Origin of the sequence: Neisseria sp. HMSC055H02 (genome assembly GCF_001813335.1) — a bacterium.
GTDB classification, from domain to species: domain Bacteria; phylum Pseudomonadota; class Gammaproteobacteria; order Burkholderiales; family Neisseriaceae; genus Neisseria; species Neisseria sicca_C.
The window spans coordinates 83,889-100,688 of sequence record NZ_KV812126.1 but is presented as its reverse complement, the minus strand read 5'-3'; the positions used below and the strand labels follow the sequence as shown (position 1 = coordinate 100,688).

General features: G+C 53.5%; 13 protein-coding genes and 1 pseudogene. 12 read left to right on the top strand and 2 right to left on the bottom strand.

Annotated features, from left to right (window positions below):
* Positions 1 to 179 precede the first annotated feature (179 nt).
* Positions 180 to 1,403, bottom strand: coding sequence for a serine/threonine transporter SstT (gene sstT / locus HMPREF2907_RS11075; RefSeq protein WP_070682721.1), 1,224 nt, complete (start codon positions 1,401 to 1,403; stop codon positions 180 to 182).
* A 299-nt stretch (positions 1,404 to 1,702) separates the two neighbouring features.
* Between sstT and HMPREF2907_RS11070 the strand changes: the two genes are divergently transcribed.
* From HMPREF2907_RS11070 to HMPREF2907_RS11055, 4 genes are all read left to right on the top strand, one after another.
* On the top strand, positions 1,703 to 3,541 hold the full coding sequence (locus tag HMPREF2907_RS11070) for an autotransporter assembly complex protein TamA (protein ID WP_070682720.1): 1,839 nt from the start codon (positions 1,703 to 1,705) through the stop codon (positions 3,539 to 3,541).
* A gap of 83 nt (positions 3,542 to 3,624) precedes the next feature.
* A complete protein-coding gene (locus HMPREF2907_RS11065; RefSeq protein WP_070682719.1) occupies positions 3,625 to 4,470 on the top strand; it encodes a mechanosensitive ion channel family protein in 846 nt (281 codons plus the stop codon).
* Between the two features lie 181 nt (positions 4,471 to 4,651).
* A complete protein-coding gene (locus HMPREF2907_RS11060) occupies positions 4,652 to 5,146 on the top strand; it encodes a GlcG/HbpS family heme-binding protein (RefSeq protein WP_070682718.1) in 495 nt (164 codons plus the stop codon).
* Positions 5,147 to 5,484: 338 nt separating this feature from the next.
* Complete coding sequence (locus tag HMPREF2907_RS11055) at positions 5,485 to 9,693, top strand: translocation/assembly module TamB domain-containing protein (protein WP_070682717.1); 4,209 nt, start codon at positions 5,485 to 5,487, stop codon at positions 9,691 to 9,693.
* Positions 9,694 to 9,782: 89 nt separating this feature from the next.
* On the opposite strand, the gene HMPREF2907_RS11050 is transcribed toward HMPREF2907_RS11055, so the two are convergent.
* Positions 9,783 to 10,412: a tellurite resistance TerB family protein gene (locus tag HMPREF2907_RS11050; RefSeq protein ID WP_070682716.1), complete on the bottom strand. Its 630-nt coding sequence runs from the start codon at positions 10,410 to 10,412 to the stop codon at positions 9,783 to 9,785.
* Between the two features lie 369 nt (positions 10,413 to 10,781).
* On the opposite strand from HMPREF2907_RS11050, the pseudogene HMPREF2907_RS12275 reads away from it, so the two are divergent.
* From HMPREF2907_RS12275 to HMPREF2907_RS11015, 8 genes and pseudogenes are all read left to right on the top strand, one after another.
* Positions 10,782 to 11,137 (top strand): annotated as a pseudogene (locus HMPREF2907_RS12275) (NADH-quinone oxidoreductase subunit A).
* The gene (locus tag HMPREF2907_RS11045; RefSeq protein ID WP_003677002.1) at positions 11,128 to 11,610 is read left to right on the top strand and encodes a NuoB/complex I 20 kDa subunit family protein; all 483 of its coding nucleotides are present in this window, start codon (positions 11,128 to 11,130) and stop codon (positions 11,608 to 11,610) included. Before HMPREF2907_RS12275 ends, HMPREF2907_RS11045 begins: the two are co-directional and overlap by 10 nt.
* A 13-nt stretch (positions 11,611 to 11,623) precedes the next feature.
* Positions 11,624 to 12,217 carry an NADH-quinone oxidoreductase subunit C gene (locus HMPREF2907_RS11040; RefSeq protein ID WP_070682715.1) on the top strand — a complete coding sequence of 198 codons (594 nt, stop codon included), beginning with the start codon at positions 11,624 to 11,626 and terminating at the stop codon, positions 12,215 to 12,217.
* Positions 12,207 to 13,463, top strand: a complete 1,257-nt coding sequence (gene nuoD, locus HMPREF2907_RS11035; protein WP_070682714.1) for an NADH dehydrogenase (quinone) subunit D — start codon at positions 12,207 to 12,209, stop codon at positions 13,461 to 13,463. Before HMPREF2907_RS11040 ends, nuoD begins: the two co-directional genes overlap by 11 nt.
* Positions 13,464 to 13,538: 75 nt before the next feature.
* Positions 13,539 to 13,907 (top strand): hypothetical protein, encoded by a 369-nt coding sequence (locus HMPREF2907_RS11030; RefSeq protein WP_070682713.1) that lies wholly within the window; start codon positions 13,539 to 13,541, stop codon positions 13,905 to 13,907.
* Between the two features lie 69 nt (positions 13,908 to 13,976).
* The gene (gene nuoE, locus HMPREF2907_RS11025) at positions 13,977 to 14,450 is read left to right on the top strand and encodes an NADH-quinone oxidoreductase subunit NuoE (protein WP_070682712.1); all 474 of its coding nucleotides are present in this window, start codon (positions 13,977 to 13,979) and stop codon (positions 14,448 to 14,450) included.
* 314 nt (positions 14,451 to 14,764) lie between these two features.
* Positions 14,765 to 16,060: an NADH-quinone oxidoreductase subunit NuoF gene (gene nuoF / locus HMPREF2907_RS11020; RefSeq protein WP_070682711.1), complete on the top strand. Its 1,296-nt coding sequence runs from the start codon at positions 14,765 to 14,767 to the stop codon at positions 16,058 to 16,060.
* A 195-nt stretch (positions 16,061 to 16,255) separates the two neighbouring features.
* Positions 16,256 to 16,612: an endonuclease domain-containing protein gene (locus tag HMPREF2907_RS11015; protein WP_070682710.1), complete on the top strand. Its 357-nt coding sequence runs from the start codon at positions 16,256 to 16,258 to the stop codon at positions 16,610 to 16,612.
* Positions 16,613 to 16,800 lie beyond the last annotated feature (188 nt).

Below are 16,800 nucleotides of genomic sequence, written 5' to 3'. Positions count from 1 at the left end.
CGGGAATCCAGAAGTTTGGCATTACGGCAACCTCCAAACATTTCTGAAAACTGAATTTCTGGATTCCCGCCTGCGCGGGAATGACGGTATGGGTATATGAATTCGATTTAATAGTATAGAAAAAAGGTCGTCTGAAATTTCAGACGACCTTTTTGACTTTTTGCGAAACAACCGAATCTTTAGTCTTTGCGGCGGCTGCCTAAGTCGGCGGCGGCGGTAAAGAGTACGTCGGTGGAGGAGTTGAGGGCGGTTTCGGCGGAGTCTTGGATAACGCCGATAATCATGCCGACGCCGACGACGCGCATGGCGAAGTCGTTGTCGATGCCCAAGAGGCTGCAGGCGACGGGGATCAGCAGCAGCGAGCCGCCGGCAACGCCGGATGCGCCGCATGCGCCGACGGTGGCGACAAGGCTCAGGAGCAGGGCGGTGGGGTAGTCGACGACGATGCCTTTGGTGTGGGCGGCCGCCATGGCTAGGACGGTAATGGTAATCGCTGCACCTGCCATGTTGATGGTTGCGCCCAGCGGGATGGAGACGGAGTAGGTGTCTTCATGTAAGCCGAGTTTTTTCGCCAATGCCATGTTGACGGGGATGTTGGCGGCGGAGGAGCGGGTAAAGAAGGCGTAGAGTCCGCTTTCGCGCAGGCAGGTGAAGACCAGTCCGTAAGGGTTTTTGCGGGTTTGCGACCAGACGATGAGCGGGTTCACAACGAGGGCGATAAATGCCATGCTGCCGAGCAGGACGGCCAGCAGGCGTCCGTAGCTGAGGAAGGCTGAAAAGCCGGTTTCGGCAACGGTTTTGGAGACCAGTCCGAAAATACCCAAGGGGGCGAAACGGATAACCCATTGCACGACGGTGGTAACGGCGTCGGAGAGGTCGGCGACGACTTGGCGGGTGGTGTCGGAGCCGTGGTGGCGCAATGCGGAGCCTAAAACCAACGCCCATGCGAGAATGCCGATGTAGTTGGCTTGTGCAATGGCGTTAATCGGGTTGGACACGAGCTTCATCAAAAGCTCTTTGAGGACTTGGATGATGCCGGACGGTGGTGCGAGGGTGGAGGTAGCTACGTCTTTAAACACCAGCGCGGTCGGGAATGCCATACTGGCGGCAACGGCGACGGCGGCGGCGGCAAATGTGCCGACGAGATACAGAATAATGATGGGTTTGATTTTGGCTTCGCCGCCTTTGCGGTATTGCACCAGCGCGGCGGTCACTAAGACAAACACCAATACGGGGGCGACGGCTTTCAATGCGCCGACGAACAATTCGCCGAGCAGCCCTGCGCCCAAGCCTGCTTTCGGGGAGATGGTACCGACCAAGACGCCCAACATCAAACCGATGATGATTTGCGGGACAAGTCCGATACGGTTGACTGCGTTTAGCAGTGGATTACCACTTGCCATGATACATCCTCTTACTTTATGTGTTAAGAAACGTTGCATTTTAAAAGAAAATATCAATTATTGTGCAGGTTTACATATTAAATTGATTATCGTGGCGCAAAATGCTTGATTTTTTGGAGAATTGGGCAGTTTGTGCTGTATTTTTCGGGTTGAGAGGAGTTAATGTGTTCTGCTTCTGTCGCGTAGAGGCAGGCGTATCCACCTTTTCAGACGACCCCTCTGCCTTGAGTCGGGTTTTAAACCCGATTGAAAATAATGGTAGAATTTAAAACTCTTCTGTCGTTGAAACATTTTTTGCCATGACCAGACTGACTTCGCCCATTTTGATTGCCTCACTCGCCCTTGCCTACGGACACGCAGCCGCAGCCGATCTGCCGCGTGCCGAAGACTACGAACCGATTCCCGGCTTCAAGCAGGGCGGGCAATCCGAGCAGGCTGACAAAGTAGGCAAACTGACGCCCAAGTTTCCCGTCAAAATCGAAACCAAAAACAGCGAAGTCAAATCCATGCTCGAAGAATACCTGCCGCTAATTACTCAGCAGCAGGACGAAGAGTTGGATAAAGAGCAGGTCGGCTTTCTCGCCGAAGAAGCGCCCGACAACGTCAAAACCATGCTCAAAACCAAAGGCTATTTCAACGGCAGCGTCAACGTCCAAGACAACGGTTCGAGCTATACCGTCGCCGTCAATCCCGGCCCGCGCACCAAAGTCGACAACGTCAGCGTCGCCATCCTCGGCGACATACTTTCAGACGATAACCTTGCCGAGTATTACCAAAAAGCCATGCTCAACTGGCAGCAGCCCGTCGGCGAATACTTTGACCAAGACGGCTGGAGCGGCAGCAAAACCTCCGTCCTCAGCGCAGTAACCCGCAAGAAATACCCGCTTGCCAAACTCAGCAACACCCAAGCCACCGTCAACCCCAACAACAACACCGCCGATCTGAACGTGATCGTCGAAAGCAACCGCCCCATTTATTTCGGCGACTTTGAAATCACAGGCACCCGCCGTTATCCCGACAACGTTGTCGCCGGTCTGGCACGCTTCAAACCCGGCGCGCCTTACGACCTTGACCTCTTGCTCGACTTCCAACAAGCACTAGAACAAAACGGACATTACTCCGGCGCATCCGTTCAAGCCGACTTCGACCGCCTCCAAGGCGACCGCGTGCCCGTCAAAGTCAACGTTACCGAAGTCAAACGCCACAAACTCGAAACCGGTATCCGCTACGATTCCGAATACGGCCTCGGCGGACGCATCGGCTACGACTACTACAACCTCTTCAACAAAGGCTACATCGGTTCCGTCGTTTGGGACATGGACAAATACGAAACCACCCTCGCCGCCGGTATCAGCCAGCCGCGCAACAGCGAAGGCAAATATTGGACGACCAACACGTCCTACAACCGCTCGACCACCCAAAACCTTGAAAAACGCGCCCTGACCAGCGGTATTTGGCGCGTGCGCGACCGCAACGGCATCGAATCGCGCCTCGGTATCGAATTCATCACCGAAGACCGCAAAGTGCCCGATACCAATTACGACCTCGGCCGCAGCCACGCCACCATGCTGACCGCCTCGTGGAAACGCCAAAACATCGAAACCGAGCTGCGTCCCGAAAACGGCTACTACCTCGACGGCAAAATCGGTGCAACGCTGGGCAACTTCCTGTCCTCCACCGCCATGGCGCGCGCCACCGCTCGCGCAGGCTATTTCTACACGCCCGAAAACAAAAAACTCGGCACCTTCATCGTCCGCGGGCAGGCAGGCTACGTTTATGCCCGCGAAGGCGAAGACGTACCTTCCAGCCTCATGTTCCGCACCGGCGGCGCCTCTTCCGTACGCGGTTACGAGCTCGACAGCATCGGTCTGGCAGGTCCGAACAATTCTGTCCTCCCCGATAGGGCATTACTGGTCGGCAGCCTCGAATACCAATTCCCGATTACCAAAAGCGTATCCGGCGCCGTCTTCCACGATGTCGGCGACGCCGCAGGCAACTTCAAACGCATGAGCATGAAACACGGTACCGGCCTCGGCGTGCGCTGGTTCAGCCCCGTCGCCCCGTTCTCCTTCGACGTCGCCTACGGACACCAAGACAAAAAACTCCGTTGGCACATCAGCTTGGGCACACGGTTTTAAGGTCGTCTGAAAATATAGACAGGCTTGCCGCAAAACCCATAATATCCAAAATTTTTACCATTCTTGGACCATAAATAAAAATCATGAATTTCGATCTTGAAAACCTCTCTTCATTCTCAGGCTGGGAACGTCTCGTTGAAACCGGCATGGCATTCGGTACCAACCTCGTTGCCGCGCTGGCGATTTTCTTTGTCGGCAGATGGATTACCGCCCGCCTTGTTATTTTGATGAAAGCTGCGCTGACCCGCGCCAAAGTGGACAGAACGCTCGTCAGCTTCCTCGGTAATGTGGCTAACGTCGGTCTGTTAATCCTGATCATCATTGCCGCGCTGGGCAAACTGGGCATTCCGACCACGTCGGTTACCGCCTTAATCGGCGGCGCGGGTTTGGCGGTGGCTTTGTCGCTGAAAGACCAACTGTCGAACTTTGCCGCCGGCGCGCTGATTATTCTGTTCCGTCCGTTTAAAGTCGGCGACTACATCAAAGTCAACGGCTTCGAAGGCTTTGTTAGCGAAATTAAAATGGTGCAGACCGCGCTGAGTACGCCGGATAACGAAGAAATCATCCTGCCCAACAGCGTCGTCATGAGCAACAGTATCGTGAATCGTTCCTCCATGCCGTTGTGCCGCGTGCAGGTAGTGGTCGGCGTGGATTACGCCTGCGATTTGAAGGCCGCCAAAGCCGCCGTCTTGAAAGCCGCCACCGAGCATCCTTTGTGTGTACAGACTCCAGGCAAAGAAGCAGTAACATTTATTACCAACCTGGGCGACAGCGCCATCGAAATCACGCTTTGGGCGTGGACGAACGAAGCCGATTTGGGCGCGTTCCGCTTCGGGCTGAACGAGCAGGTAGTGGAAAACCTGCGTGCCGCCAATATCAATATTCCTTTCCCGCAGCGCGATGTGCATATCATCCAGCAGCAGGGGTAAGTTTCGGATTGGCGAATCCGACCTGCTGAAACCGCGGGCATGCGTTGTTTGAAATCCAAAGCCCATTCAAGGTCGTCTGAAAACCTGTCTCATGGTTTTCAGACGACCTTTATTCTTCCCGCCGACAGGCATACAATCAAAAGTGCAGTACCTTTCATTGATTCAATACAAGGAGACAGTTATGCGCGGCATAAAATCAGTTGCATTGTTGTGTACTTTGGCATTGGGTGCGCCGGCGTTTTCGGCGGGTTTGACCAAAACGCTGCCGGGCGATTTGACGACGGCTCAGGCACAGGCGGTGGTGCAGGCTTCGATGAAAAAGGCGCGTGAAATCAAGGTGCCGATGAATATCGCGGTCATGGACGCGGGCGGTAATTTGAAGGCGTTTGCGCGTATGGACGATGCGTTTATCGGCAGTATCGATATTGCGCAGAAAAAGGCGAAAACGGCGCGCTATTTCAATATGTCCACCCGCGAACTGGGCAAGGCTTCGCAGCTGGGCGGCGAGCTTTACGGCATTGAGGTGACCAATGATGGTTTGGTGATTTTTCCCGGCGGTGTGCTGCTGGTGGATAAAAACGGCGTTATCGTCGGCAGCGTCGGCGTGAGCGGCGGCTCGGTCGATGAAGACGAAAGCGTCGCGAAAGCAGGTGCGGCGGTATTGACGGGAAGGTAAGCCGCAGCTTAAGGCAACTTGACGCGTTTCTTTTCATTGATTTGCGTTGGGTTGCTGAAATGAGCAGGGGTCGTCTGAAAAATGTGGGTTTTAATCCTTGCAATCTTTTCAGACGACCTTTTTACATTTGTTGGCATTTTACCGCTGTGGGCATGGCGTTTGGGTATATGGGGTCGTCTGAAACCTGAAATGCTGTCTTTCCCAAGCACAATTCGCCGCAATGGGATATGATTATCCTTTTTCAGACGACCTGTCCTGATATGGGGTCGTCTGAAAAGTCGATTCCGTCGGGTGCGGCGGAGTCCTGTGCAGCCGTTAAGTCATACAAGAAAGTCAAGATGTCCGAAACAGCAGTCCAAGAAACCCAAGAAACGCCAAACAGTGTGCCTACGCCGTCTGAAACACAACCCACCCCGCCCAAGCGCAAGAGACGCTGGTTGCGGGGTCTGTTGCTGACGTTGGTTGTGCTGGTGTGCGCGCTGGCGGGCTTTATTGCTTGGCTGGTGGGGACGGAATCGGGCTTGCGTTTCGGTTTGTACAAGATTCCGTCTTGGTTTGGCGTGAAAATTGCGTCGGAAACGCTGGAAGGTACGCTGGTTAAGGGTTTTCACGGCGATAAGTGGATGATTGAAACGGATGGGGCGGATGTGAAAATCAGCGCGTTCCGTTTTGATTGGGAGCCGTCCGAGCTGTTTCAGCGCAGCCTGCACATTACTGAAATTGTAGCGGGCGATATTGCGGTCGTGCCGAAGCCGACGCCGCCGAAAGAGGAAAAGCCGTCCAAAGGGCTGCCTGAGAGCATTGATTTGCCCGTGTTGGTGTTTATCGACCGTTTTGCGACGGGTAGGCTCAGCGTAGGCCAAAATTTTGACAATCAGACTGTCTATCTCAACCATCTGAATGCGGCATACCATTACGATCAGAAAGAACACCGCTTGGATTTGAAAACCCTCGAGACGCCGTGGAGCAATTCGACGGGTTCGGCGGTGGTTGGGCTGGAGAGGCCGTTTGCGCTCGATACGACGGTTCGGACGAAGGGCGAGCTGGAAGGTAGGACAATAGACAGTACGGCGCAGCTGCGGGGAAGCTTGCAGGACGTGCAGACCGAAATTCTGCTGGACGGCGACGATGTGCATTTGTCGGCGAAATCTACGGTGCATCCGTTTGCCGCTTCGTTGGACAAGATGATCGGCGAGGTGCTGGTCAAGGGTTTCAACATCAATCCGACCGCTTTCCTGCCGTCGTTGCCCAAGGCAAACCTGACGTTTGACGCGACCGTCGTGCCTTCGTTTACGCACGGTATCGCGCTGGACGGCTCGCTCGACTTGGAAAACAAGGCAGCGGGTTTTGCCGATGACAAAGCCATTCCGGTGCGCAATATTCTGGCGGACTTCACGATTAACGACAAAGGCGTAGTAACTGTCCAAGAGTCTGAAATCGGGCTGTTGGAGGAGGGTTCGTTCAATGTCGCCGGTACGGTCGATACGGTGAAAAACGCGCTGGCGCTCAAGATTAATGTGAACAACCTCGTTTCAGACGACCTCGTCCGCACCAATGTTGCCGGTCAGTGGAACGGATTTATCGGCGTCAACGGCGAAACCGCCTCGCCCGCTGTCGACTGGAATCTCGAAAGCGGCAACGCGCAACTTTCCGGCCTGCTGTCCTTCGTTACCGACAGACAACACGGTCAACGCACCCTCAAACTCGACCGCGTCCGCGTCACGCCGCAAAACGGCGGCGAACTGACGGCGCAAGGTTCGCTCGAACTCTTCAAAGACCGCCTGCTCAAGCTCGATGTTTCCAGCAAGGCGTTCAATCCGTCCCGCCTCGACTCAAAACTGCCCGCCGGCAGCGTCAACGGCACCATCAATCTTTCAGGCGAACTGGCGAAAGAAAAATTCGCCGGCAAAATGCAGTTTGCGCCGAGTACGTTAAACAACGTCCCCCTCAGCGGCAAAGCCGACGTCGTTTACGAATCCGGACACCTCCCGCGCGCGCTGACCGACCTGCGTTTGGGCAACAATATCGTCAAAACCAACGGCAGCTTCGGCAAAAAAGGCGACCGCCTCAATATCGACATCACCGCTCCCGACCTTTCCCGTTTCGGTTTCGGACTGGGCGGGCTGCTCAATACGCGCGGCTACATTTCAGGCGACCTCAAAGGCGGGCTGGAAACCTACGAAGCCGACCTCTCCGGCGAAGCGCGCGCGCTGCGTGTCGGCGAAGCCGTCAACATCCGCATGCTTGACTTCAAACTCAAAGGCACGCCCGACATCAACCGTCCGCTTGCCGCCGACATCAAAGGCAGCCACATCGCCCTTTCCGGCGGCGCGACCGTCATCGATGCGGTCAACCTGTCCCTCAGCGGCACGGGTGCGCAACACCGCATACACGGCAGCAGCAGCATGGCGTTGGACGGCAAACCTTACAAACTCGAAGTCAACGCGGCGGGCGGTCTGAACAAAGACTTCAATCAGTGGAAAGGCAGCGTGGACACGCTCGACATCGGCGGCGCGTTCAACCTAAAACTGCAAAACCGCATGAACCTCGAAGCAGGCGCGGAGCGCGTTTCCATGAGCGCGGCGCGCTGGAGCGCGATGGGCGGCAGCCTCAACCTGCAAAACTTCGTTTGGGACAAAAAAACCGGCATCACCAGCAAAGGCAGCGCGCAAAGCCTGCACATCACCGAGCTGCAAAACTTCGTCAAAATCCCCGTCGAACACAACTTGGTACTCGGCGGCGATTGGGATTTGGCGTACAGTCAAAACGCCCGCGGCTTCCTCAACATCAACCGCCAAAGCGGCGACATCATTCTGCCGAACAAAGACTTGAAAAAACAAATGCCCTTGGGTTTGAGCGCGCTCGCCCTGCGCACCCGTTTCCAAAACGGCCGCATCGACAGCACGCTTGAAGGCAATACCCGCTTCGGCAGCGTCAATGCCGATTTGGGCATCAGCCAGCAGTTCGGCAACAAAATCGCCAACGCGCCCATAAGCGGCAAAATCAACCTCAACGTCCCCGACTTGGGCGCAATCAAACCCTTCCTGCCCGCTACCGCGCAAGGCATTACAGGTCGTCTGAACGCAGCCGCCACCATAGGCGGGCGCGTCGGCGCACCTACCGTTGCCGCCACCTTGAACGGCACCAGCAACTACGGCACTGCCGACGGTACGGTCAACATCGGACAGGGCACCAGCATAGACACCGCGCCTTTGAGCGGCAAACTCAACCTCAACGTCGCCGACCTCGAAGTCTTCCGCAACTTCTTGCCCGTCGGACAAACCGTCAAAGGTCGTCTGAATGCCGCCATCAGCCTTGGCGGACGCGTCGGCGAGCCGCAGCTTTCCGGTACGCTCAACGGCGAAAACCTCTACTACCGCAACCAAACCCAAGGCCTCATCCTCGACAACGGCGTTTTACGTTCCCATTTGCAGGGACAACGCTGGGTCATCGACAGCCTCAAGTTCCACAAAGGCGGTACGCTCGAGCTGAAAGGCTCCGTCAACCTTGCCAACGCCGACCCTGACGTTGACGTCGATGTCGTCTTCGACAAATACGACACCCTTTCCCGTCCGAACCGCCGCCTGCGCCTCTCTGGCAGTGCGAAAGTGCAATACAACCAGGCCAGGGGCCTTATCCTCAACGGTACATTGGGAAGCGATTACGGTATGTTCGGTTCGCAAAAATCCTCCATGCCCTCGTTGGACGACGATGTCGTCGTGTTGGGCGAAGAGAAAAAACAAACCGCCGCCGTAACGCCCATCAGCCTCAACCTCACGCTCAACCTCAACGACAACATCCGTTTCGTCGGCTACGGCGCGGACGTAACCATAGGCGGCAAGTTGAACATTACTTCCCACCCGGGCGAAGCCATCCAAGGCGTCGGTACTGTCCGCGTTGTTAAAGGCCGTTACAAAGCCTACGGTCAAGACCTCGACATCACTAAGGGGACGGTTTCTTTCGTCGGCCCGCTCAGCGATCCCAACCTGAACATCCGCGCCGAACGCCGCCTTTCTCCCGTCGGTGCGGGCGTCGAAGTCCTCGGCAGCCTAAACAATCCGCGCGTGACCCTCGTTGCCAAAGAAGCGATGAGCGAAAAAGACAAACTCTCTTGGCTCATCCTCAACCGCGCCAGCAGCGGCAGCGACGGCGACAATGCCGCACTTTCCGCAGCAGCAGGCGCGCTCCTTGCCGGACAAGTCAACGACAGGCTCGGACTGGTGGACGATTTGGGCATCACCAGCCAACGCAGCCGCAATGCCCAAACCGGCGAGCTCAATCCCGCCGAACAGATGCTTACTGTCGGCAAACAAATCACCGGCAATCTCTACGCAGGTTACGAATATGGGATTTCGAGTGCCGAACAGTCTGTCAAACTGGTCTACCAGCTCACAAGGGCGATCCAAGCCGTTGCCCGCATCGGCAGCCGTTCTTCCGGCGGCGAGTTGAAATATACTATCCGTTTCGACAGGCTCTTCCGTTCGGATTATGAAGACGACCGCAAAATCGAAGAAGCGGAAAAACAGAAAGCCGCGCAAATGCAATAATGCTTATAGAAATGAAAAGGTCGTCTGAAAACCCTAAATTGTGGTTTTCAGACGACCTTTTTTGTATTTGGTTCTGCCTACTTATTTTATTATTGAGCCAAGTCAAGCTGTTTTTCCAAATTTTCCACCAGATGGTCGTCTAAGTTCAAGGCTTGCGACAGCCGGCTTAAAAATACGATTTCTTTACGGGATAAATCGGCACACACCAATCTTGCCGCCAGATAGGTTTCCGCGGCCAAAGCTTCATCATTACCGACGGCTGCGGCGATTTCCTCGACTGTTGCCGGCCTTTCATATTCGGCGGCAAGCCAGGCTGCTGTTTCAGGATCCGAGCCGCTTTCACGCGCTATAGACTGTTTTTCTGCTTCATCAATCAAGCCGTCTGATGCAGCCGCTGCAATCATGGTGCGCAGGATGGTGCGGCTGTGGTTTTCGGCAGTTTGTCCGACAGGTTCAAATGCCTGTTTCGGCAATGGCGGTTGGTTGCGGTTTTGCTGCCAGTTTTGATAGCCTTTGTAGGCAATATAACCCAATGCGGCAGCCGAGCCTGCTTTAGCCAGTTTTTGGGTATTTTTTCTTTTCATCAGCATAGAAGCAAGCCCTGCTATCAAAGCGCCGCTGCCGAAAGAATTAAATTTAAATGGGGTGTCATGGGATGCGGAGCGGTTGTTTTTCTGCATCGTCCCTAAAATTTGATTGAGTAGGTTATTGAAATTCATCATAGTAATCCTTTTGTCGTAAGTTTATGAATAATATGGCCATTTACAGTAAAAACAAGATGTGGTGATGTTAAAGCATGCAAATGGTTTGTACAGGACCGGATTTCCTAAAAAAGTCGTCTGAAAATCATATCGGACAGATTTGCCTGGGAAACTGTAAAAAAGGTTTGATGAAGGGATGGCGCAAGAAATTTCTAGGAACAAAATAAGTGGGTGTAATAAATATAAATAAGAATCGTTATCATAAACTTATTGAATTTATTAAGATTTTTTTGCAGGTTGGCCGACATTTACCTTTTAATGGATTTTGAAATTCGATAAAATAGCAGGATATTAAGATTTGTCTGTCAACCAGTTAGGCATAAACCCATGTTGGCCAGTTACTTTCCCGTCCTCGTATTCATCCTCGTCGGCCTTGCGGCCGGCGTGCTGTTTATCCTGCTCGGCACGATTTTAGGTCCGAAACACCACTACGCCGAAAAAGACGCGGCTTACGAATGCGGTTTCGAAGCCTTTGAAAACGCCAGGATGAAGTTTGACGTGCGTTATTATCTCGTCGCCATCCTGTTCATCCTCTTCGATTTGGAGGTTGCGTTTATGCTGCCGTGGGCGGTGGTGTTCAAAGATTTGGGCGCATACGGCTTCTGGTCTATGCTGGTGTTTATCGTCGTTCTGACGGTAGGCTTTGTTTACGAATGGAAAAAGGTGCGCTGGAATGGGAATAGAAGGCGTTTTGAAAAAAGGTTTCATCACCACCAGCGCGGATACGGTGTTGAACTATATGCGTACCGGTTCGCTGTGGCCGGTTACTTTCGGTTTGGCCTGCTGCGCCGTGGAAATGATGCACGCGGGTATGGCGCGTTACGACCTTGACCGTTTCGGCATTATTTTCCGTCCGTCACCCCGTCAGGCCGACCTGATGATTGTGGCGGGTACGCTGACCAATAAAATGGCGCCCGCCCTGCGCCGCGTGTACGACCAGCTCGCCGAGCCGCGTTGGGTATTGTCTATGGGGTCGTGTGCCAACGGCGGCGGCTACTATCATTATTCTTATTCCGTCGTGCGCGGTGCCGACCGTGTTGTGCCGGTAGACGTTTATGTGCCGGGTTGCCCGCCGACTGCGGAAGCCCTGATTTACGGCCTGATGCAGCTCCAACAAAAAATCAAGCGCACTTCCACCATCGCGCGGGACGAGTAGGGGAGGGAACGATATGGCAAGCATTCAAAACTTATACGAAACCGTCAGCCGCGTTTTGGGCAATCAGGCAAGCAAAGTCATTTCCGCTTTGGGCGAGATTACCGTCGAGTGTCTGCCCGAGCACTATATTTCGATCATGACCACGCTGCGCGACCATGAAGAACTGCATTTCGAGCTTTTAGTCGATTTGTGCGGCGTCGATTACAGCACTTACAAAAACGAAGCATGGCAGGGCAAACGCTTTGCCGTTGTCAGCCAGCTTCTTTCCGTGAAAAACAATCAGCGCATCCGCGTGCGCGTCTGGGTTTCAGACGACGATTTCCCCGTGGTCGAATCCGTGGTTCCCGTTTACAACAGCGCGGATTGGTACGAGCGCGAAGCCTTCGATTTGTACGGCATCATGTTCAACAACCATCCCGACCTGCGCCGCATCCTGACCGATTACGGCTTCGTCGGACATCCGTTCCGCAAAGACTTCCCGATTTCCGGCTATGTCGAAATGCGTTACGACGAAGAGCAAAAGCGCGTGATTTACCAACCTGTTACCATCGAGCCGCGCGAAATCACGCCGCGTATCGTCCGTGAGGAGAACTACGGTGGCCAATAAATTAAGAAACTACACCATCAACTTCGGTCCGCAACACCCTGCGGCGCACGGCGTATTGCGTATGATTTTGGAATTGGATGGCGAACAAATCGTCCGTGCCGATCCGCATATCGGCCTCTTGCACCGAGGCACCGAAAAACTGGCGGAAACCAAAACCTATCTGCAAGCCCTGCCTTATATGGATAGGCTGGACTACGTTTCCATGATGGTCAACGAACAGGCATATTGCTTGGCGGTAGAAAAACTCGCCGGAATTGATGTGCCTATCCGCGCCCAATACATCCGCGTCATGTTCGCCGAAGTAACGCGCATCCTCAATCACCTGATGGGCATCGGTTCGCACGCCTTCGACATCGGCGCGATGACCGCCATCCTCTACGCCTTCCGCGACCGCGAAGAGCTGATGGACTTGTACGAAGCCGTTTCCGGCGCGCGTATGCACGCAGCCTACTTCCGTCCCGGCGGCGTTTACCGCGACTTGCCCGACTTCATGCCCAAATACGAGAGCAGCAAATTCCGCAACGCCAAAGTATTGAAGCAGCTCAACGAATCCCGCGAAGGCACCCTGCTCGACTTCATCGACGCCTTCTGCGAACGTTTCCCCAAAAACATCGACACACTTGAAACCCTCCTGACCGACAACCGTATTTGGAAACAGCGTACCGTCGGCATCGGCGTCGTCTCCCCCGAGCGCGCCATGCAGAAAGGCTTTACCGGCGTGATGCTGCGCGGTTCGGGCGTGGAATGGGACGTACGTAAGAAACAGCCGTATGAAGTATACGACCAAATGGATTTCGACATCCCCGTCGGCGTTAACGGCGACTGCTACGACCGCTACCTCTGCCGTATGGAAGAAATGCGCCAATCCGTACGCATCATCAAACAATGTTCCGAGTGGTTGCGCGTCAATCCCGGCCCGGTCATTACCACAAACCACAAATTCGCCCCGCCCAAGCGCACCGAAATGAAAACAGGCATGGAAGACCTGATTCACCATTTCAAACTCTTTACCGAGGGTATGCACGTTCCTGAGGGCGAGACCTATACCGCTGTCGAACACCCGAAAGGCGAGTTCGGCGTTTACATCATTTCAGACGGCGCGAACAAACCTTACCGCCTGAAAATCCGCGCACCCGGCTTCGCCCACCTGCAAGGCATGGACGAAATGGCAAAAGGCCACATGTTGGCCGACGTCGTTGCCATCATCGGTACGCAGGACATCGTATTCGGGGAGGTGGACAGATAGGATGCAGAATCAAGCAGACAATATTTTTAAATAGTCTGAAAAACTGCTGTTATCATTCCTAAACAAGGAACTTCCATGGATATCAAAACACAACTTAAAACGGAATTTAAAGATTGGCTGTTCGCTGTGGGGCGGGAAAATATACCTCACGATATTAAAGCATGGTCGTTTGAATTGTCGGAGCCTTATGGAATCGATTTAATCGGTTCGACAGATTTTGATGAAGACGACAGTGATTGGGCGTGTCCTGATAACGATGATTTTTATCCTGAAACGGAAGCTCCTGATTTGTCCGTATTGGCCGGACAGGATTGGGAAATTGTGCAGAAAATAATAGTGGAAATAGTGCAGGGTTTGGAAGACGAGTTGGCAGATATCCCGTTTTTCCAAATACCGCATATTGCCGTAGGTTTTGTAGACGGCGATTTGACGATCATCCGTTAAATTGCAAATTGATTCATCTCCTACAAGAAAGCGTTTAGGCAGCCTCCATTACATTACCGAGAACCAACCATGTTATCCGCAGAATCCTTAAAACAAATTGATATTGAGTTGGCAAAATATCCTGCCGACCAACGCCGCTCCGCCATTATGGGCGCATTGCGTATTGCCCAGACCGAAAAAGGTTGGCTTGCTCCTGAGACCATCGCCTTTGTCGCAGACTATATCGGCATCTCGCCAGCACAAGCTTACGAAGTCGCTACTTTCTACAATATGTACGACCTTGAGCCTGTCGGCAAATACAAACTGACCGTTTGTACCAACCTTCCTTGCGCTCTGCGCGGCGGTATGGATACCGGCGAATACCTGAAGAAAAAACTCGGTATCGGCTACGGCGAAACCACGCCCGACGGCAAATTCACCCTCGTCGAAGGCGAATGCATGGGCACATGCGGCGACGCCCCCGTTATGCTGGTAAACAACCACAGCATGTGCAGCTTTATGACCGAAGAGGCGATTGAGAAGAAACTAGCGGAGTTGGAATAGGTCGTCTGAAACGACAATTTAAACGTAGGTCGGATACTTGTATCCGACAGAGTGGGTAAAAAGGCAAAATGTCGGATTCAAGAATCCGACTTACTGAAATACCGAAATGCCGTCATTCCCGCCTGCGCAGGAATGACGGCAGACAAGCAAAGTGGTCGAGATACAACAAAAACGATTAAAGGTCGTCTGAAAATATCGGTTTGATAAACAATAGATTTTATTTCAGACGACGTTACAAGCCGATATACAAAGACATCTTAAGGTCGTCTGAAAAACGGCCGCAACCGATACGAAAACGAACAGGCACACCAAAAATGGCTATTTACCAATCAGGCGTGATTTTTGACCAAGTGGATACCGCCAATCCCGACTGCTGGACATTGGACGAATACGTCAAACGCGGCGGTTACAGCGCGCTGCGTAGAATCCTGTCCGAAAACATCTCGCAAACCGACGTGATTGACGAAGTCAAAACCTCCGGTCTGCGCGGGCGCGGCGGTGCGGGCTTTCCGACCGGCTTGAAATGGAGCTTTATGCCCCGTTCCTTCCCCGGCGAAAAATACGTCGTCTGCAACACAGACGAAGGCGAACCGGGTACGTTCAAAGACCGCGACATCATCATGTTCAACCCCCATGCCCTGATTGAAGGCATGATTATCGCCGGTTACGCGATGGGTGCGAAAGCGGGCTACAACTACATTCACGGCGAAATTTTCGAAGGTTATCAACGCTTTGAAACCGCACTCGACCAAGCGCGCGCCGCAGGTTTTTTGGGTAAAAATATTTTAGGTTCGGACTTCGAATTCGAACTTTTCGCCCATCACGGCTACGGCGCATACATTTGCGGCGAAGAAACCGCATTGCTCGAATCGCTGGAAGGCAAAAAAGGCCAGCCGCGCTTCAAACCGCCGTTCCCCGCCTCGTTCGGCCTGTACGGCAAACCGACCACCATCAACAATACCGAAACCTTCGCCTCCGTACCGTTCATCGTCCGCGACGGCGGTCAGGCGTTCGCCGACAAAGGCATTCCGAATGCCGGCGGTACCAAACTGTTCTGCATCTCCGGCCACGTTGAGCGTCCGGGCAACTATGAAGTGCCGTTAGGCACACCGTTTGCCGAAATCCTGAAAATGGCGGGCGGTATGCGCGGCGGCAAAAAACTCAAAGCCGTTATCCCCGGCGGTTCGTCCGCGCCCGTATTGCCTGCCGACATCATGATGCAGACCAATATGGACTACGACTCGATTTCCAAAGCAGGCTCGATGCTCGGTTCCGGCGCGATTATCGTGATGGATGAAGACGTGTGCATGGTCAAAGCCCTTGAACGCCTGAGCTATTTTTATTACGACGAATCCTGCGGCCAATGCACCCCCTGCCGAGAAGGCACCGGCTGGCTCTACCGCATCGTCCACCGCATCGTAGAAGGCAAAGGCCGCATGGAAGACTTGGATTTGCTCGATTCCGTCGGCAACCAAATGGCAGGCCGCACCATCTGCGCCCTCGCCGATGCCGCCGTCTTCCCCGTCCGCAGCTTTACCAAGCATTTCCGTGATGAATTTGTGCATTACATTGAACACGGCGGACCGATGAAGCCGAATAAGTGGTGTTGAGGTTTCAGACGACCTGCGACCTGCGTATCGGTGGTGTTTGGGATTCTCACCAGCAAATTAATTCCCTCTCCCGCTCGCGGGGGAGGGTTAGGGTGGGGGTGGTGCTTGGAATATTTTGAAACAGATTTTTATACGGGCAAGATTCAGACGGCCTCCGTATAGGTCGTCTGAAAAAAGATTGAGGCCAACCCGGCTATGCGGTACAGCACGAGAAATACGGCATTAAAACAGAATGTCCGTAATCTGAAGCAGAATATGACTTTGGCCGAGCAGAAATTGTGGCATCACTTGCGCGGTAAACGGTTAAACGGAATAAAATTCCGACGCCAACAGACAATAGGCGGATATATCGTCGATTTTGTCAGTATGGAGCATCGTTTGATTATTGAATTGGACGGCGGACAACATTCGGAACAGATTGAGTATGACGAGCAACGGACGGCGTTTTTGAATGCCCAAGGTTATCGGGTGTTGCGGTTTTGGAATAATGAAGTTTTGCAGCAAACCGAAGCAGTACTGAAAAAGATTATCGAAATGTGCGGCGGAAAATAAGACGGCTGCAACGTTGCAAAGCCACTCCCATCCTAGCCTTCCCCCGCTAGGCGGGGGAAGGGACAGACGGTAGCAGATTTGAATACTTCGGGTTTATTCCTGAGATTCAAGTAAACATAAAACATAATATTGAAAGACATGGCAGCAGCATCTGCTACTTTATGTTCTGACAGGAACCTGTTTCCTCT